This window comes from Pseudogemmobacter blasticus, from assembly GCF_003071405.1.
In the GTDB taxonomy this organism is placed as follows: domain Bacteria; phylum Pseudomonadota; class Alphaproteobacteria; order Rhodobacterales; family Rhodobacteraceae; genus Pseudogemmobacter; species Pseudogemmobacter blasticus.
In genome coordinates this window covers 274,692-291,500 of sequence record NZ_CP020470.1, presented here as the reverse complement: position 1 = coordinate 291,500, position 16,809 = coordinate 274,692, and the positions used below count along the sequence as shown (strand labels likewise).

General features: G+C 65.7%; 16 protein-coding genes and 1 tRNA gene. 9 read left to right on the top strand and 8 right to left on the bottom strand.

The genetic code is table 11. The annotated features are described in order from the left end of the window. Positions 1-2: 2 nt before the first annotated feature. The 3 genes from rplM to B6K69_RS01445 all read right to left on the bottom strand — a co-directional run bounded on the left by rplM (position 3) and on the right by B6K69_RS01445 (position 2,052). Positions 3-467, bottom strand: coding sequence for a 50S ribosomal protein L13 (gene rplM, locus B6K69_RS01455; RefSeq protein WP_107672846.1), 465 nt, complete (start codon positions 465-467; stop codon positions 3-5). Positions 468-670: 203 nt separating this feature from the next. Then, positions 671-1,459 carry an SseB family protein gene (locus B6K69_RS01450; protein ID WP_108644722.1) on the bottom strand — a complete coding sequence of 263 codons (789 nt, stop codon included), beginning with the start codon at positions 1,457-1,459 and terminating at the stop codon, positions 671-673. Between the two features lie 5 nt (positions 1,460-1,464). Next, a complete protein-coding gene (locus B6K69_RS01445) occupies positions 1,465-2,052 on the bottom strand; it encodes a uracil-DNA glycosylase family protein (RefSeq protein ID WP_108642519.1) in 588 nt (195 codons plus the stop codon). A 152-nt stretch (positions 2,053-2,204) separates the two neighbouring features. Here B6K69_RS01445 and B6K69_RS01440 point away from each other — a divergent pair, with 152 nt between their 5' ends. The 4 genes from B6K69_RS01440 (at position 2,205) to kdsA (ending at position 6,867) form a co-directional block, all read left to right on the top strand. Beyond that, on the top strand, positions 2,205-3,416 hold the full coding sequence (locus tag B6K69_RS01440; protein ID WP_108642518.1) for a Na+/H+ antiporter NhaA: 1,212 nt from the start codon (positions 2,205-2,207) through the stop codon (positions 3,414-3,416). A gap of 220 nt (positions 3,417-3,636) precedes the next feature. Next, positions 3,637-4,287, top strand: a complete 651-nt coding sequence (locus B6K69_RS01435; RefSeq protein ID WP_107672848.1) for an ABC transporter ATP-binding protein — start codon at positions 3,637-3,639, stop codon at positions 4,285-4,287. Continuing rightward, entirely contained in the window at positions 4,274-6,025 is a 1,752-nt protein-coding gene (locus B6K69_RS01430) for a KpsE/RkpR family capsule polysaccharide export protein (RefSeq protein WP_108642517.1), read from the top strand. Before B6K69_RS01435 ends, B6K69_RS01430 begins: the two co-directional genes overlap by 14 nt. Before the next feature lie 11 nt (positions 6,026-6,036). After that, the gene (gene kdsA / locus B6K69_RS01425; RefSeq protein WP_108642516.1) at positions 6,037-6,867 is read left to right on the top strand and encodes a 3-deoxy-8-phosphooctulonate synthase; all 831 of its coding nucleotides are present in this window, start codon (positions 6,037-6,039) and stop codon (positions 6,865-6,867) included. Between the two features lie 56 nt (positions 6,868-6,923). Here kdsA and B6K69_RS01420 read toward each other — a convergent pair whose 3' ends face one another. Both B6K69_RS01420 and B6K69_RS01415 read right to left on the bottom strand, forming a co-directional pair. Beyond that, complete coding sequence (locus B6K69_RS01420) at positions 6,924-7,616, bottom strand: aspartate/glutamate racemase family protein (protein WP_108644721.1); 693 nt, start codon at positions 7,614-7,616, stop codon at positions 6,924-6,926. Further along, the gene (locus B6K69_RS01415; RefSeq protein ID WP_164681857.1) at positions 7,616-8,791 is read right to left on the bottom strand and encodes a BaiN/RdsA family NAD(P)/FAD-dependent oxidoreductase; all 1,176 of its coding nucleotides are present in this window, start codon (positions 8,789-8,791) and stop codon (positions 7,616-7,618) included. The genes B6K69_RS01420 and B6K69_RS01415 overlap by 1 nt, the downstream gene beginning before the upstream one ends. A gap of 81 nt (positions 8,792-8,872) precedes the next feature. On the opposite strand from B6K69_RS01415, the gene B6K69_RS01410 reads away from it, so the two are divergent. After that, a tRNA-Gln gene (locus tag B6K69_RS01410) sits at positions 8,873-8,947 on the top strand. A gap of 62 nt (positions 8,948-9,009) precedes the next feature. On the opposite strand, the gene aroB is transcribed toward B6K69_RS01410, so the two are convergent. Both aroB and B6K69_RS01400 read right to left on the bottom strand, forming a co-directional pair. Further along, positions 9,010-10,113: a 3-dehydroquinate synthase gene (aroB, locus tag B6K69_RS01405; RefSeq protein ID WP_108642514.1), complete on the bottom strand. Its 1,104-nt coding sequence runs from the start codon at positions 10,111-10,113 to the stop codon at positions 9,010-9,012. Continuing rightward, the gene (locus tag B6K69_RS01400; protein ID WP_108642513.1) at positions 10,110-10,670 is read right to left on the bottom strand and encodes a shikimate kinase; all 561 of its coding nucleotides are present in this window, start codon (positions 10,668-10,670) and stop codon (positions 10,110-10,112) included. Before B6K69_RS01400 ends, aroB begins: the two co-directional genes overlap by 4 nt. A gap of 178 nt (positions 10,671-10,848) precedes the next feature. Between B6K69_RS01400 and B6K69_RS18520 the strand changes: the two genes are divergently transcribed. From B6K69_RS18520 to B6K69_RS01385, 4 genes are read left to right on the top strand one after another with little or no spacing between them, the layout of a single operon-like run. Beyond that, the gene (locus B6K69_RS18520; RefSeq protein ID WP_257791671.1) at positions 10,849-10,983 is read left to right on the top strand and encodes a hypothetical protein; all 135 of its coding nucleotides are present in this window, start codon (positions 10,849-10,851) and stop codon (positions 10,981-10,983) included. Then, positions 10,973-12,550 (top strand): hypothetical protein, encoded by a 1,578-nt coding sequence (locus tag B6K69_RS01395; RefSeq protein WP_108642512.1) that lies wholly within the window; start codon positions 10,973-10,975, stop codon positions 12,548-12,550. The genes B6K69_RS18520 and B6K69_RS01395 overlap by 11 nt, the downstream gene beginning before the upstream one ends. Before the next feature lie 5 nt (positions 12,551-12,555). Beyond that, on the top strand, positions 12,556-13,506 hold the full coding sequence (locus B6K69_RS01390) for a site-specific tyrosine recombinase XerD (protein WP_108642511.1): 951 nt from the start codon (positions 12,556-12,558) through the stop codon (positions 13,504-13,506). Positions 13,507-13,538: 32 nt separating this feature from the next. Further along, on the top strand, positions 13,539-14,828 hold the full coding sequence (locus B6K69_RS01385) for an HlyC/CorC family transporter (RefSeq protein ID WP_107672856.1): 1,290 nt from the start codon (positions 13,539-13,541) through the stop codon (positions 14,826-14,828). Positions 14,829-14,835: 7 nt separating this feature from the next. Here B6K69_RS01385 and B6K69_RS01380 read toward each other — a convergent pair whose 3' ends face one another. After that, positions 14,836-16,452 (bottom strand): helicase HerA-like domain-containing protein, encoded by a 1,617-nt coding sequence (locus B6K69_RS01380; RefSeq protein ID WP_108642510.1) that lies wholly within the window; start codon positions 16,450-16,452, stop codon positions 14,836-14,838. Positions 16,453-16,809: the final 357 nt, after the last annotated feature.

Here is a 16,809-nt window from a genome sequence, read left to right as displayed (position 1 = left end):
GTTTACGCGCTCCGGGTGTTCTTCGGGTTCAGCGCCTTCACGTCCAGGACGGTGGGCTGCTGGGCTTCATGGGGATGGGCGGCGCCGGCGTAGACGCGCAGGTTCGACATCTGCTGACGACCCAGACGGTTGCGGGTGATCATCCGCTCGACGGCCTTTTCGACCACACGCTCGGGGTGCGGGCCTTCCAGCACGGCCTTGGCGGTACGGCTCTTGATGCCGCCCGGGTGGCCGGTGTGCCAGTAGTAGACCTTGTCATTGCGCTTATTGCCGGTCATCTGCACCTTGTCGGCGTTGATGACGATGACATTGTCGCCCATGTCCATGTGGGGGGTGAACGTCGGCTTGTTCTTGCCGCGCAGGATGTTTGCGACGATCGTGGCAAGGCGGCCCAGAACGACGCCCTCGGCGTCGATCAGGATCCACTTCTTCTCGATGTCCGCAGGTGTTGCGGTATAGGTCTTCATCGGTGGTCCCATAAGGGTTGAGGCGAGGGAGCATCCCCCGCGAATTCGGATGCGGGCTTATCGCTGAACCCGCCGCCCCCGTCAAGCGCGGCACGGAACATAATATCAAGCGAATTCAATACCTTTGCATAAGCGGTATCATTATACCCCATACGCAGCCCACTGTTTTCCGCACAAATTCTGCTTTCGCCCTGTGGAACAGGTCAGCGCAGCTTCGGCGGGCTGTCGGGGTCCATGCCGGGCGGGACGGGAACCGTCTCGCGCCGAACCTCGGGCGCCTCGGGTTCCGGCAGGTCGAAGCGCAAGGCACAGTCTGCCATGGCCTGGGCGGCCGGATCACCAGCGGACAGGAAGGCCACGTCCACCTGCCCCGCTTCCAGACCCGAGAATACCAGCGTTTCCTGCACGGCCCGGGCCAGCGCCGGCTCGGCCCCCGGCACTGCGTCCAGAAAGGCCAGCATATGCCCCAGCCGCCCGCCGGAATGGCGCACCCCGGCCAGCAGCGCCGCCGTTGCCAACCCGCCGGCCCGTGCCAGCTTGGCATCCAGCCCCAGAACGAAGCCTTCGGGCAGCGAGGGCGCCACGAAGGACTCCGCCCGCAACTCGGCTTCTTCCGGCTCTGGCTCCAGCGCCTCGGCCAGCCAATCCAGCGCCTCGGGTGGCAGCAGCATTTCCGACGGGGCCACGCCAAGGTTGACCCCCAGCCCGATCCCCTGCCCCTTCAGCAGCCCGGCGATCACCCGCCCGGGCAGCGCCGCATAGGGCGCGATCCCGCCGGAAAACTCGGCCATCCGTTCTTCGCGGTCGAAAACCAGCACGACCGGGCCGGACTCAAGTTCGAACACGCGGGGGTCCAGCACCTCGGCCTCGGCCTCGCGTTCAAGCAGAAGGAACAGCTCACCATCCGCCAGCCGTTCATAGAAGCGCAGCAGCGCGGTTTCGTCCTCGGGATGGGCCGAAACCGCGGCATGTGCGGCGTCCAGCAGGGTCACAACGGTCATGGGGCCTCCAACACGGCGCGCACCCGGGCCCGCAACACGGGCAGAAGGTCGGCCGCGAACCAGGGATTGCGCGTCAGCCACCCGGTATTCCGCCAGGACGGATGCGGCAAGGGAAAGATGCCGTTTTCCGAATGTCTGCGCCAGTCCGCCACCGCCGCCGTCACGTCGCGCAGGCCCAGATGCCAGCGGATCGCATGGCCGCCCACCAGCAGACGCAACCGGACCTGAGGCAGCACGTCCATGACGCGCGCCCGCCAGGTCGCCGCGCACAGCGGCGGCGGCGGCAGATCGGCGCCGCGGGCATTGTACCCGGGAAAGCAGAACGCCATCGGCACAATCGCGACCCGTGTCCGGTCATAGAACTCGGGAGCCGACAGCCCGGTCCAGTCGCGCAGCCGGTCGCCAGAGGCATCGGTGAAGGGCCGTCCGCTGGCGTGAACCCGCGCGCCCGGCGCCTGCCCTGCGATCAGCAGCCGCGTCGTGGATGCGAACCAGACGACAGGGCGCGGCTCATGCGCCGTGGCGGTGGCGGCAAAGCGCGCGGCACAAAGCCTGCAGGCGCGAATGTCCTTGGCAAGGTCCATGCCGCGCAGGATAGCGCTGCCACCGCGCCAGCGCAAAACCCCGGTTTTGCCTTCCCCTGTGCAGCCCCGCCACAGCACACGACGATCCCGCCCCGCCCGCTTGCGAGGTGGGGTCGCAGAAGCTAGCGAGAAGGTCAGGAGACCCGCGGCCCATGTATCGAATCTCGCCCTTTGTCCGTCATTTCGCCCTGGCCCTGCTGGGGGGCGCCGGGATTGCCACGCTTTGGGTCAACCTGTCGCCGGGCAGCTATTACGACTTTGTCGAATGGCACATGGCCGAACTGTCCCTGCCGGGCTGGATCTGGGCGGGCACGGTGACGCTGACGCCCTTCATGGTGGTGACAGACATCCTGATGGCGCTGTTCTTCTTCTTCATCGGCAAGGAACTTTGGGAAGCGCTGATCCTGGAGCGCGGCGCGCTGTCGGGCGGGCGGGCGCTGCTGCCGGCAGGACTGGTGGTTTCGGGCATGATCGGGGCCGCGCTGATGTGGATCGTGCTGTCGGCCCTGATCGAAACCGCCGAGGAGGCCGGCTTCGCGACCGGCTGGCAGGTGCCGCTGGGGTCTGATGTGGTGTTGGCCTACCTGTTCGGCCGCCTTGCCTTCGGGTCGGGACATCCGGCGCTGCACCTGTTGCTGCTGCTGGCCATCGGCACCGATATTCTGGCGTTGCTGGTTCTGGGCCTGTCCAGCCCGCATCTGTCGTTGCGTCTGCTCTGGCTGGTGCTGCCTGTGGCGGCCTCGGGGGCGGTCTGGGCGCTTTACGGGCGCCGTCCGCCGCCCGGCACCAGCGAATTGCGCCGCCGGGCCGGCATGGCCCTGTGGCCCTATATGCTGGCCGGCGCGGCCAGTTGGTTCGGCGTCGCCGCCTCGGGCCTGCCCGCCACACTGGGCCTGTTGCCGGTGATTCCGGCCATCGCCCATGCCGACCGCAGCTTCGGCCTGTTCGCCGAGGCCGAAACCTTCCTGCACGATCCGCTGAACCGGCTGGCGCATCTTCTGATCCGGCCGGTCGCGGTGGTGCTGTTCCTGTTCGGGCTGGTGCGCGGCGGCGTGGACCTGCTGGCCTTTGCACCGACCACGCTTGTCACGCTGGGCAGCCTGTGGATCGGCCGCCCGCTGGGCATGGCGCTTGGGGCACTTGGTCTTGCCCTGGTCTTCGGCCTGCGCCTGCCGCCGCAGGTCAGGCTGCGCCACCTTGGGCTGATCCTGGTTATCCTTGGCTGCGGCTTCACCGTGCCGGCCATCGCCTTGGCCGCCGCCCTGCCTGGCGGCGCGATGCAGGAAGCGGCGCGCATGGGCTTGGCTCTCAGCCTGCTGGCAGGCCCGCTGGCCCTGCTTCTGGCGCGCAGCGGCGGACGGTGACGCTGCGGTCCCTGTTCACATTATCCTGACCGGCCATTGCCGTAACGCCCGTTTCAAGACATACTGTTGCCCAAATATCCGGTCACAGGAGTTGCCCGGACAGGCCGGGCAGTGGCTTTGATCCGGCTTTCTTGAGGGAACAAGGTCATCGCGAAATCAGGCGTGAATCCAGCCAGAATGACAAGGCGTTCAATGCCGCCCCGCGGTGCAAGACAGTGACATGATCGAGTTCAATAACGTCTCAAAATCCTTCTGGACCGGCGTCCAGCGCAAGGTCATTCTCGACCGTGCTTCCTTTCGCGTTGAAATGGGTCGGTCGCTGGGAATTCTGGCCCAGAACGGCACCGGAAAAACCACCCTCATCCAGATGATGGCCGGGCTGGAAAAGCCCGACGAAGGCACGATCACACGCACCTGCCGGGTGTCTTTTCCCCTTGGTTTCATGGGGGGCGTGTCGCGCCGACATTCCGCACACGAAAACAGCCGCTACATCGCCCGTCTTTACGGGCTTGACCCCGACTATGTCGAAAGTTTCTGCCGCTGGGTCTGCGACCTGGGCGAATATTTCGAGATGCCGATGTCGGTCTATTCTTCGGGGATGAAGGCGCGGTTCACCTTCTCGTTGATGCTGGCGCTGGAATTCGACATCTACCTGATCGACGAGGGTATGCCCTCGACGGCGGATGTTGCCTTCAACCGCAAGGCCGGCGCGATCCTGCGCGAACGGCTGCAGAAGGCGACCGTGGTGATCGTTTCACACTCGCCGCAAACGATCGAAAAGTTTTGCAAGCAGGCGGCCGTGTTGAAGAATGGCCGTCTTTATCAGTTCGACACCCTGGAAGAAGCGAGAAGCCTTTATGACTACGCTTAAGGTTCCCCGTTTCAACCTGAACCGCCCCGACCCGGATGCCGCGGCAGATCCCGCGCCGCGGCCCGCCGCTTCTGCAGCCTCTCCGGCTTCGACCTCGAAGGACAGCGACATGTCCTTCGATACGTTTGATGACGGGTTCGGCGATCAGGTCTTTCCGGGGTCTGCCGCGGCCGAACGTGCGGCTGCGGCCGGCGCAACGGCCCCACAGCCCGGGCCAGCGGATGCGGCCGAGGATGACGCCAACGTATCGCCGGAGGTTGCCGCAGAACTGGCCGCGATCCGCGCTGAAGGCCTGACGGGCCGGCAGTTGCGGGTTGCCCGCCGGTTGGCCCAACGGCGCAACATCGCGGCAACATCGGATTATGACGCCGTCCGCCTGCTGCGCGCTGCGGGCATCGACCCGTTCCAACGGCGTGCCATGCTGGAACTTGTCGGCACCGAACCCGCAACCGAGGCGGCCCCGGGCGGGGGGGGCGGCCAGCCGCCGGCCTCTGAAGGGCGCGCCCTGACACCGCTGCCCGGTGATGGCGTGAAGCTGCCGCAACGGACACGGCCGCCACAACCGCCGTCGACCGAGCGTGTCGAGGTGAACCACGCGGCCGAAATCCTGAAGATGCAGCAGGAAATCGCGCGCCGGCGCCGTCGCAAGCTGATGATGCTGGGTGGACGGCTGTTTGCTTTCGTGCTGCTGCCCACCATCGTTGCCTTCTGGTATTTCTCGCAGATTGCCACGCCGCTTTATGCAACCAAGTCGGAGTTCGTGATCCAGGCGGCCGATCCGCCGCAGGCCTCGGGTATGGGGGGGCTTCTTTCGGGAACGCCCATGGCCCATGCGCAGGATTCCATTGCCGTGCAGGGCTATCTGCAAAGCCGTGAGGCGTTGCAGCGACTTGAGGCCGACCATGGTTTCAAGGAGTATTTCCAGGGCAGCAACATCGACGCGCTGACGCGCCTGCCGCCGGATGCCTCGCTTGAGGATGCCTACGCGCTTTACAGCAAATATATCCTGATCTCCTACGACCCGACAGAAGGTCTGGTGCGGATGGAGGTTATGGCGGCCGATCCGAAGGTTTCGGCGGACTGGTCCAAGCAGTTGATTTCCTATGCGGAAGAACAGGTCGACAAGATGTCCCTGCGTCTGCGTGAGGATTCGATGAAAGGCGCGAAGGAACAGTATACCGAGGCCGAAACCGCCGTGATTGATGCCCAGCAGCGGCTGGTCGCACTGCAGGAGAAGTTCAACGTTCTTTCGTCTGAAACCGAGGTTCAACTGATTGCCACGCAGATCAGCCAGCTTGAATCGCAACTGACCACCGAGCAGTTGAATCTGGCGCAGATGGAGGCGAACGCAAACCCGAACCAGGCCCGGATGGAGCCCGTCAAGCGCCGGATCGCAACTCTGGAAGAGCAGATCGGCAACCTGCGTGCCAAGATGACGGTCAACGGTGAGGACAGCCAGTCGCTGGCCCGGATTCAGGGTGAGTTGCTGGTCGCCAAGGCCGATGTCGAGACCCGTCAACTGGTCCTGGCACAGGCGCTGCAATCCATGGAAAACTCGCGGATCGAGGCCAATCGTCAGGTGCGCTACCTGTCGCTGTCGGTCTCGCCGGTGCCGCCGGACGAGCCGACCTATCCGCGGGTGTTCGAGAACACGCTGGTTTCCATGCTGATCCTGCTGGGCATCTATCTGATGATCTCGATGACCGCCGCGATCCTGCGCGAACAGGTTTCTGCATAAGGAGCGTGGGAATGAAAACGGTGCAGATCGGCGGGCTGACCGTCGGAAATACGCAGGGGTTGACGGTCATCGCCGGCCCCTGCCAGCTTGAAAGTCTGGACCACGCCCAGATGATTGCCGGCACCCTTGCCGAAGCCTGCACCGCCGCAGGGGCGCAGTTCGTGTTCAAGGGCAGCTACGACAAGGCCAACCGCACCTCGCTTTCAGGCAAGCGCGGGCTGGGAATGGAGGCCGGGCTGAAGGTGCTGCAGGCCATCAAGGCGATGGGACTGCCGGTGCTGACCGATTTTCACGAACCCGCGCAGGCGGCTGAGGTGGCCTCGGTTGTTGACGTGTTGCAGATACCCGCGCTCTTGTGCCGGCAGACCGATCTGCTCTTGGCGGCGGGGGCCACCGGGGCCGCCGTGAACGTCAAGAAGGGCCAGTTCCTTGACCCTTATGGCATGGCCAATGTGGCCGCCAAGATCGCCTCGACCGGGAATGACCGCATCCTGCTGACCGAACGGGGCACGACCTTCGGCTACAATGGCCTTGTCGCCGACATGCGCGCCCTGCCGATCATGGGCCGCACGGGATACCCCGTGATCATGGACGCCACCCATGCCGTCGCTTTCCCCGGCGGGCTGGGCGACAGTTCCGGCGGCCAGCGGGAATTCGCGCCGGTTCTGGCCCGGGCGGCCGTGTCGCTGGGCATCGCCGGCGTCTTTCTGGAAACCCACGAAGACCCCGACCGGGCGCCTTCGGACGGGCCGAACATGATCCGCCTGTCGGACATGCCGGCGCTGATCGAAAGCCTTATGGCCTTCGACCGCCTTGCAAAGGCCAACCCGCTGCACGTCTGATTGGCACGGCAAGGGGGCGCGTCATCCGAAAACGCGCCGCCCCCCATTGGGACTCGTCACCGGGCCAGCGCAAGGTCGATGGCGGCTGCGCAATGGATCAGCGTTGTGTCGAAAACCGGCACCGACACGTTGCCCGCTGTCAACAGCATCCCCACCTCGGTGCAGCCCAGGATCAGGCTGTCGGCCCCCGCCTGCACCAGCCGCTCTGCGATGCCCACATAGACGCTGCGGCTGTCGTCGCGAATGATGTCGCGGCAAAGCTCTTCATAGATGATCCGATGCGTCTCGGCCCGGTCTGCCGCATCGGGCAATACCGGCATCACCCCAGCTGCGCGCAAGCGGTCGGTGTAGAAGCCCTGCTCCATGGTAAAAGCCGTCGCCATCAGGCCGGGCCGACGCAACCCCGCCGCCCGGATCGCCGCGGCCGTGGCATCGGCGATATGCAGCAGCGGGATCGAGACGCCCGCCATCATCTCATCGGCCAGCTTGTGCATGGTGTTGGTCGCCAGCACCAGAATCCCGGCACCGCCACGTTCCAAGGCCCGCGCCTCGGCGTTCAGGATACGCCCTGCCGCCGCCCAGTCGCCGGCGGCCTGCAGCGCCGCGATCGGGGCGAAATCCAGCGACCGGATCAGCAGCTCGGGCGAATGAAGCCCACCCAGCCGTTCGCGCATCAGGCGACACAGTTCACGATAGTAAAGCTGGGTCGAGGCGGCGGACATGCCGCCCAGAATACCGATGGTCTTCATCACGCCACCTGCCCCGCGGCCCAGCCACTGGACCAGGCCCATTGGAAGTTGTAGCCGCCCAACCAGCCGGTCACATCGACCACCTCGCCCACGAAATACAGGCCCGGCACGGCCTTCGCCTCCATCGTGCGGGCGTCAAGACCGTCGGTATCGACACCGCCCAGCGTCACCTCGGCCGTGCGGTAGCCTTCGCTGCCCACCGGCATCAGCCGCCAGTCGGCCAGCCCCGCCGCCACCCGGTCCAGCACCGCCCCCGGCATTTCGGCCAAGGGGCCGGAGAGGCCCGACACCTCGGCCAGATGGCGCGCAAGCCGTTCAGGCACCAGCCGCGCCAGCGCGCCGGCCAGATGCCCCTTGCCGCCACTGGCCTTGGCCGCCCGCAACACCGCCGCGCCGTCCTGGCCCGGGCAAAGATTGACCGAGATCGCCTGCCCCTCGCGCCAGTAGGACGAGATCTGCAGGATCGCCGGGCCGGACAGGCCGCGATGGGTGAACAAGACCGCTTCGTCAAAGCCGGTCTTGCCGCAGGACACCCTGCCCTGTACCGCCACACCGGCCAGCGGCTTCAGCCAGACCAGTTCCTGCTCGGCAAAAGTCAGCGGCACCAGCGCGGGGCGGGTCTCGGTCACGGCAAGGCCAAAGCTTTCCGCAACACGGTAGCCATAGCCTGAGGCCCCCATCTTTGGAATCGACTTGCCGCCCGTGGCGACGATCACCGCCGTTGCCTCTTGCACGCCGCGGTCCGTTTCCACCGCGAATCCCTTGCCGCGGCGCGCAACGGCCCCAAGCGAGCACCCGGTCCAGAGCGTGCCGCCGGCCGCCGCCAGATCACCCGTCAGCCAGTCCACCACCTGCGTCGCCGGACCATCGCAGAAAAGCTGCCCCAGCGTCTTTTCATGCCAGGCGATTCCCGCCGCATCCATGCGCGCAATGAAATCCCATTGGGTAAACCGCTTCAGGGCCGACAGCGCGAAGCGCGGGTTACGGCCCAGGTAGCGGTCGGCCGAAATCTCGAGATTCGTGAAGTTGCACCGCCCGCCGCCAGAGATTCGGATCTTCTCGGCCGGCTTGGCGGCATGGTCCACGACCAGCACCCGCCGCCCGCGCCGTGCCGCCTCTATCCCGGCAAAAAGCCCTGCCGCGCCGGCCCCCAGCACCATTACATCCCAGTCCAATTCATCCTCCAAGAGCCGCCGAAAAATCGCGTCTTCCCCCTTGCGGCCCGGAAAGCGCTTCGCTAAACACCGCCGCACGGTTGGGGCGTCGCCAAGTGGTAAGGCAGCGGTTTTTGGTACCGCCATTCCCAGGTTCGAATCCTGGCGCCCCAGCCAAATCCTTCCTGTGACGGAAGAAATCCGGGCCCCTTCTGGGGCCCGTTTTCATTTCCGCGCCGTCACGACATTGCGTCCCGCAGCACCGCCAGCACGGCGTCGGACGGCACATCCTCGGCCACGAAGGCCTGACCGATACCGCGCGCAAGAACGAAGCGCAGCCGGCCGTCGATCACCTTCTTGTCTTGCCCCATCAGCGCCAGCAACGCTTCGGGACCGGGCAGGTTGCCGGGGATGTCGCGGATGTCCACCTTCATGCCCATGGCGAGCAGATGCGCCCGCACACGACTGGGCGATTCCTGGCTGCACAGGCCAAGCCGTTGCGACAGTTCGAACGCCAGCGCGCAACCGATGGCTACGCCTTCTCCGTGCAGCAGTCGGTCGGAATAGCCGGTGGCCTTTTCCAGCGCGTGACAGAAGGTATGCCCAAGGTTCAGCAGCGCGCGCTCGCCCTCCTCGGTTTCGTCGCGCGAAACGATGCCCGCCTTCATCTCGACGCTGCGCGTCACCGCGCGCAACCGGGCCGAGACATCCCCCGCCGCCATGCCAGGGGCCGCAGCTTCCAGCCAGTCGAAGAATGGGGCATCGCCCAGAAGGCCGTATTTCACCACCTCGCCATAGCCGGCCAGGAAATCGCGCGGCGGCAGGCTGTCCAGCACGGAAATATCGGCCAGCACCAGGCTGGGCTGGTGGAAAGCCCCGACCAGGTTCTTGCCTTGCGCGGTGTTGATCCCGGTCTTGCCGCCAACGCTGGAATCAACCTGGGACAGCAGCGTGGTGGGAAGCTGCACGAAACGCACGCCCCGGCGCAGTACGGCGGCGGCAAAGCCGACCAGATCGCCGATCACCCCGCCGCCGAAGGCCACCACCACATCGCGGCGTTCCACCTTCTGCTCCAGCAGCCATTCGACGCAGCGCGCGAACTGCGGCCAGCCCTTGGTTCCCTCGCCCGGCGGCAGCGCCAGCGCGGAAACCTCGATCCCCTGCGCTTCCAGCGCGGCGGTCAGGCGGGCCAGATGCAGACCGGCCACCGTTTCGTCGGTCACCACCGCCACCCGCTTGCGGCGCAGCAACGGTGCGATTTCGGCTCCGGCGCGGTCAATCAGGCCTGGCCCGATCCGCACCTCATAGGACCGTTCACCCAGATCCACCGGCACCACGTTCATGCGTCGTCATCCTTTGCAGTTTCATCCAGCACATCGGGCCGGGTCTTCAGCGCCTCGACCACACGAACCGCCATCTGCTCGATCGAGTAGTCAGGCGAGGCATCGACGGCAAGATCGGCCATTTCATAGGCAGGCAACCTTGCTTCATACAATGTGCGCAGCGTTTCGTGCGGATTTGCCGTGCGCAACAGTGGTCGCGTCGTCTTGTGCCGCACCCTTTGCCACAAAAGCTCCAGATCGGCGCGCAGCCAGACCGAGACGCCCGAGGCGCGGATCTGGGCACGGTTCCGCTCGCTCAGAAAAGCGCCGCCGCCGGTTGACAGCACGCAAGGCGTGCCGCGCAACAACCGGCCGATCACCTCGAATTCGCGATCCCGGAAAAAGGGTTCCCCATCGCGTTCGAAAATCTCGGCGATGCTGCGGCTGGCGGCCTTGACGATTTCATCATCCGAATCAACGAAGGGCACCTTCAGAAGCCGCGCGACTGCCGTTCCGACCGCGGTCTTTCCTGCCCCCATCATCCCGACCATGACCACGGTCTTGTTCAGTTGCGGCATAACCTTTCACCATCTCGTGATCGGCGGGGCACAGCCTTGCCGATCAGGTGTATTCCTTGCCTCAATGGCGTGATCTTGATCGGAAAGCCATATATATAATCGACAGTCGCGACCCGACATCATACCCGGTCAACGGGACGGGGCGTCACGCAGAACGGGCAGGACAAGGACTTTGCAGATGGGGCGGATTCTGAAAGCACTGGTGGTGCTGGCAATTCTGGGCTTCGCGGGGCTGACGGTCTTTGCCTATCTCGGCGACCTTGCCCCCGCGCAGCAGGAGGTCACGAAACCCGTGGTTCTGGATGCGAACTAGGTTTGTCGCCGCAACCGGCCTTGCCACAGCCCTGTACGCGATCACCACGGCGTCCCTTGCGGCCGGCGATGACCCGCTGTCAGCAATCGACTGGCTGTCGCAATCGGTGACCACGCAGGTTTCCGCGGTGCAGCCGTCGGGGACGCCCCCTACTGTTGCCCGTCCGGGAGAGCCGCCCGTCAGTGCAGACGGCGCGCTGCCGGTGGATGTGGCGACAACGGCGCTGGATGCCCCCTCACCCGATGGCGTGGGTCTGATCGCGCCGGCGGTCTCGGGCCTGCCGCGCAACCTGTGGGGCGCCGGGCGCACGGATGAGATCGCGCAGGCGATCATCCGGGACCGCATGTCCAGCCTGCCCGCGTTACGGCAACTGTTCCTGACCATGCTGCTGGCCGAAGCCACCCCGCCCGCCGATTCCGAAGGCAAGGGCCGGTTGTTGCAGGCCCGCGTTGACAAGCTGATGCAGATCGGCGCGCTGGAACAGGCCGCTGCCCTGATCGAGATTTCCGGCGCAGAGACGCCTGACCTGTTCCGCAGGGCCTTCGACGTGGCACTGCTGACCGGCAACGAGGATCGCGCCTGCGCCAAGATGCAGGAAAGCCCCGGCCTTGCCCCCACCATTCAGGCGCGGGTCTTCTGTCTGGCGCGCGACGGGCAATGGGATGCGGCGGCGCTGACCCTGCAAACGGCGGCGGCACTGAAACAGATCAGCAGCGCGGGGGCCGAACTTCTGGCGCGGTTCCTGGACCCCGATCTGTTCGATGGCGAGCTGATGCCGCCGCCCCCGAACCCGGTCACACCGCTGGACTGGAAGATTTATTCGGCCATCGGGGAATCTCTTCCCACGGCATCGCTTCCCGTGGCGTTTTCCTATGCCGAGATCGGGCAGGAAGCCGGCTGGAAAGCCCAGATCGAGGCGGCCGAGCGACTGACCCGTGCGGGCACCATTGCCCCCAATGTCATCCTCGGGCTTTACACCGACCGCGACCCCGCCGCTTCGGGTGGAGTATGGGATCGGGTCGCCGCGTTCCAGGATTTCGACGCTGCGATGCAATCGCGTGATCCGCAGCGGGTGGCACAGACGTTGCCGGTGGTCTGGGCCCGGATGCAGGAGGTCGAACTCGAGGTTCCCTTCGCCATGCTCTACGGCCGCGATCTGGCGGCGATACCGCTGACGGGCGAGGCCGCAACGATTGCCTTCCGCGTGGAACTGTTGTCGCCGGTGGCCGAAACCGCCGCCGCGGCATGCGAGACGACCGACACGACCGAGCGGTTCCTGATCGCGCTGACCCGTGGTGATCTGAAGGGGGTGACCGCGCCCGACAGCATGGGCCGCGCCATTGCCCCCGCCTTCCTGAACCCGATGCCTTCGACCGAGACGCGGGCGCTGGTCGATGGGAACCGGACAGGCGAGGCAATCCTTCTGGCGATCGAGGAAATCGCGCGCGGGGTGGAGGGCGACCTTGCCAGCGTGACCCGTGGCCTGTCGCTGTTGCGCAGCGTCGGGCTTGAGGGCGTGGCACGGCGCACCGCGCTGGAACTGATGATCCTGGAACGGCGGGGCTAAGGCCCATGCCCCCCTCCAACCCGCTGCAATGGATTTCAACCTTTCTCGACGCCATTGCCGCCGAACAGGATGCCGCGCGCAATACCAGGCTGGCCTATGGGCGCGACCTCAAGGATTTTGCCGACTGGTGCAGCGGGCACGGCCACGATCTGGCAACGCTCGACCGCGAAACGGTGGAATCCTATCTGGTTTACTGTGACGCGCAGGGGCTGTCGCAGGCCACCCGCGCGCGGCGGCTGTCGTCCGTACGGCAGTTGTTTCGCTTTGCCTTTGACGAAGGCTGGCGCAGCGATAACCCTGCCCTGCGCATCGGTGGCCCCGGCAAGGCGCAGCGCCTGCCGCAAACGCTGGATCAGGCCGAAGTGGGCCGCCTGCTGGACGCCGCCCGCGCCCATGGCCGCACCGCAGCCGACCGGCTGCGAAACACCGCCCTGATGGAGTTGCTTTACGCCACCGGCCTGCGGGTTACGGAACTGGTGTCGCTGCCGCAGGCCGCGGTGCGCGGCGATCCGCGGATGATCCTTGTGCGCGGCAAGGGTGGCAAGGAACGCATGGTGCCGCTTTCGTCGCAGGCCCGAACGGCGATTGCCGACTGGCTGGCGCATCTGGATGCCGAAGCCGAGGCCCTGCGCAAGGCTGGCAAGCCGGTGCCGAAACACCTGTTCCCCGGCCCCGGGGCCGATGGCCACCTGACCCGGCAGAACTGCTTTGCCCTGCTCAAGGCCATGGCCGTGCGGGCCGGCGTTTCACCCGCCAAGGTGACGCCCCACGTCCTGCGCCATGCCTTTGCCACCCATCTTCTGGCTGGCGGGGCCGACCTGCGGGTGATCCAGACACTTCTGGGCCACGCCGACGTGGCAACGACCGAAATCTACACCCATGTGCTGGATGACCACCTCAAGGATCTGGTGCTGACCCGCCATCCGCTTGCGAAACCCCGCAAGCCACAGGCATAGTCGCTTTTCCCTTTTCGCAACCCGGATACCCGATGGACACCGCTTTCTGGATCACCTCCGCCATCGTTCTGGCGCTGATCGCCGCCTCGGCCTTCTTCTCGGGGTCTGAAACCGCGCTGACCGCCGCTTCGCGCGCGAAGCTGACCTCGCAGTCCGAGAAAGGGTCGCGTGGGGCAAGTGCCGCCCTGCGCATCACCGAAGACCGCGAGCGGATGATCGGCGCGCTGCTGCTGGGCAACAATGTGGTGAACATCCTTGCCGCCTCGCTGGCGACCGCGCTGCTGACCCGGATTTTCGGGGACAGTGGCGTGGCTTTGGCAACCATGGGCATGACGGTGCTGGTGCTGATCTTCGGCGAGGTGATGCCGAAGACGCTGGCCATCACCTTCCCCGAAGCGGTGGCCGTGCGGGTGGCGCCCCCGATCAGGGTGCTGATCCTGATCTTCTCGCCGCTGGTCGGGGTGGTGCGGGTGGTGGTGCGCGGATTGCTGCGGTTGCTGGGGGTGAAGGGCAACCCCGATGGCAACATGCTGGCGCTGCGCGAGGAAATTGCCGGAGCCATCGCCCTGGGCCATTCCGAGGGCGCGGTGCATCGGGAAGACCGTGACCGTCTGCTGGGCGCCCTGGATCTGGCCGACCGCACGGTGGACGAGATCATGCGCCACCGCCGCCAGATCGAGATGATCGACGCCGACCAGTCGCCCGATGCGATCCTGACGCAGGTGCTGTCATCACCGCATACCCGCCTGCCGGTGTTCCGGGAGTCCGAGGAGAACATCCTGGGCATCATCCACGCCAAGGATCTGCTGCGCGAGGTGGACCGGCTGATCCGTGGCGCCGAACGCCCCGCCGACGGGCTGGCCGCGCTGGACATCGCCAAGGTGGCGATGAAGCCCTACTTCATTCCCGAAACCACGCCGCTTGACGAACAGATGCGCCAGTTCCTGAAACGGCGCACCCATTTCGCGCTGGTGGTGGACGAATACGGCGGGTTGCAGGGGCTGATCACGCTGGAAGACATCCTTGAGGAAATCGTTGGCGAGATCACCGACGAATTCGACATCGTGGCCAAGGAAGGCCACCTCAAGGCAACCGAGGATGGCGGCTGGCTGGTCGATGGCGCCATGACGATCCGCGACCTGAACCGCGCGATGGACTGGTCGCTGCCCGATGACGAGGCGAACACCATCGCCGGCCTGGTCATCCACGAGGCGCGGATGATTCCGAACGAAGGCCAGGTCTTCGCCTTCCACGGCTTCCGCTTCGAGGTGGTGGCCAGGCGGGAAAACCGCCTGACCCGCCTGAAACTGCGCCGGCTCTGATCGCGCCTCAGCGCCGGCCGAAGAGCGTGCCCAGAACGCCGCGCACGATGGCCTGCCCGCTTTTTGTGCCCAACTGGCGGGCAAAGCTCTTGGCGAAGGTCTCGGTGATCGAATCCGACCGGCTTGACGTGCTGCGCGGCTTCGGCGTGTCGTACCCCTTGCCGTCATAGCGCCGGGCACGCTTGAATTCGTCCAGATCCAGCGACAGCCCGCCGCCGGCGCTGCCTTTGCTGGCCTTTGCCTCTTCCGCTTCGGCCGCGCGGGCGCTTTGCTCGGCCTTGCGCGCTAGCATCTCATAGGCGCTATCGCGGTCGATCACGGTGTCATACTTGCCCGCAACGGGCGAAGCCGCGATCACCTGCCCGCGCGCTGCATCGTCGCAGGGGCCAAGCCGGCTGGACGGCGGGCGCACCAGCGTGCGCTCGGCGATGCCCGGAATCCCCTTCAGTTCCAGGAAGGAGGTCACCGCCTCGCCCGTGCCGACATCGCGGATCGCATCCTCGATCTGGAACCGCGGGTTCGGGCGATAGGTCTGTGCAGCAAGGCGCAGGTCTTTCTGGTCCTTGGCGGTAAAGGCGCGCAGCGCGTGCTGCACGCGGTTGCCAAGCTGGCCAAGAATGTTCTCGGGCACGTCGGCGGGGTTCTGGGTGATGAAATAGACCCCCACCCCCTTGGACCGGATCAACCGCGCCACCTGTTCCACCTTGGCCACCAGCGCGCGGGGCGCCCCGTCGAACAGAAGATGCGCCTCGTCGAAAAAGAAGACGAGCCTGGGCTTTTCGGGATCGCCCACTTCGGGCAGCGTCTCGAACAGTTCCGACAGAAGCCACAGCAGGAAGGTGGCATAAAGCCGGGGGCTGTTCATCAGCCGGTCCGAGGCAAGGATCGAGATGCGGCCCGCCCCCTGTGCATCGGTCAGCATCAGGTCGGCCAGATCCAGCGCCGGTTCACCGAACAGCTTGGCCCCACCTTCGTTTTCCAGGACCAGCAGCCGGCGCTGGATGGCACCAACGGATTCCTTCGACACCAGCCCGTAACGGGCCGAAATCGCATCGCCGTTCTGCGCGACAAAGGTCAGCAGCGCCTGCAGGTCCTTCAGGTCCAGCAGCGGCAGCCCCTCTTCATCGGCCAGCCGGAAGGCGACGTTCAGCACGCCTTCCTGCGGATCGCTCAACTCCAGCAGCCGCGACAGCAGAAGCGGCCCCATCTCGGCCACAGTGGTGCGGATCGGATGGCCCTTTTCGCCGAACAGATCCCAGAACAACACCGGAAAGGCGCGGTAGCTGAGATCCAGCCCGATGGTGGCGGCCCGTTTGAGGAAGCCTTCATGCAGCTTGTACGTCTCGGACCCCGCCTGGCAGAGACCTGAAAGATCGCCCTTCACATCGGACAGGAAGACCGGCACGCCCGCTGCGGAAAAACCTTCCGCCAGAACCTGAAGTGTCACGGTCTTGCCGGTGCCGGTCGCCCCGGCGATCAGCCCGTGGCGGTTGCCAAATTTGAGCAGCAGGTTCTGCGGTGCCGCATAGCCCTCGCCGCCGCCGCCCACAAAGATCGTTCCGTCCGTCGTCACTGTGTCACTCCCGTCCGCAGCCCCCGATGGCCGCCGATGCCGCGCCACCATACAGCCTATTGCGCATCGTGCCAGTCTGGAACCCTTGTCGGAAGAACGGCGAAGTCCCGTTACGGAACCCGCGAACCGGCCCGGCGCATACCCCGGCTGCATGCCAAAAGGTGCCGTTTTCAAACATCTTTTTCTGGAACATCCGGTCAAAAGAATCTCGTTGACGCCTTCGTGAAACCGCAATAGCGTTCAGGCCACGAAGTCGGCCAGTCCGACAGGGAGCAAAGAAATCGCGCCTCAGGCGCCATCAAAGGGCCGGACTTCCGGCCCTTTGTCCATTTCAGCACTTCCCGCCCGGCACGGCCCCGCCGCTCTCGCTTTTCTCAACTGACACTTCGATCCGCGCATGTTAAGGAC

Bases quoted from the DNA above. Each gene is read 5' to 3' on its own strand.
- kdsA (WP_108642516.1), top strand. From the start codon at position 6,037: ATGAAAACGGTGCAGATCGGCGGGCTGACCGTCGGAAATACGCAGGGG.
- B6K69_RS01430 (WP_108642517.1), top strand. From the start codon at position 4,274: ATGACTACGCTTAAGGTTCCCCGTTTCAACCTGAACCGCCCCGACCCG.
- B6K69_RS01400 (WP_108642513.1), bottom strand. From the start codon at position 10,670: ATGCCGCAACTGAACAAGACCGTGGTCATGGTCGGGATGATGGGGGCA.
- B6K69_RS01395 (WP_108642512.1), top strand. From the start codon at position 10,973: ATGCGAACTAGGTTTGTCGCCGCAACCGGCCTTGCCACAGCCCTGTAC.
- B6K69_RS01440 (WP_108642518.1), top strand. From the start codon at position 2,205: ATGTATCGAATCTCGCCCTTTGTCCGTCATTTCGCCCTGGCCCTGCTG.
- aroB (WP_108642514.1), bottom strand. From the start codon at position 10,113: ATGAACGTGGTGCCGGTGGATCTGGGTGAACGGTCCTATGAGGTGCGG.
- B6K69_RS01420 (WP_108644721.1), bottom strand. From the start codon at position 7,616: ATGAAGACCATCGGTATTCTGGGCGGCATGTCCGCCGCCTCGACCCAG.
- B6K69_RS01385 (WP_107672856.1), top strand. From the start codon at position 13,539: ATGGACACCGCTTTCTGGATCACCTCCGCCATCGTTCTGGCGCTGATC.
- B6K69_RS01390 (WP_108642511.1), top strand. From the start codon at position 12,556: ATGCCCCCCTCCAACCCGCTGCAATGGATTTCAACCTTTCTCGACGCC.
- B6K69_RS18520 (WP_257791671.1), top strand. From the start codon at position 10,849: ATGGGGCGGATTCTGAAAGCACTGGTGGTGCTGGCAATTCTGGGCTTC.
- B6K69_RS01435 (WP_107672848.1), top strand. From the start codon at position 3,637: ATGATCGAGTTCAATAACGTCTCAAAATCCTTCTGGACCGGCGTCCAG.
- rplM (WP_107672846.1), bottom strand. From the start codon at position 467: ATGAAGACCTATACCGCAACACCTGCGGACATCGAGAAGAAGTGGATC.
- B6K69_RS01380 (WP_108642510.1), bottom strand. From the start codon at position 16,452: ATGGTGGCGCGGCATCGGCGGCCATCGGGGGCTGCGGACGGGAGTGAC.
- B6K69_RS01445 (WP_108642519.1), bottom strand. From the start codon at position 2,052: ATGGACCTTGCCAAGGACATTCGCGCCTGCAGGCTTTGTGCCGCGCGC.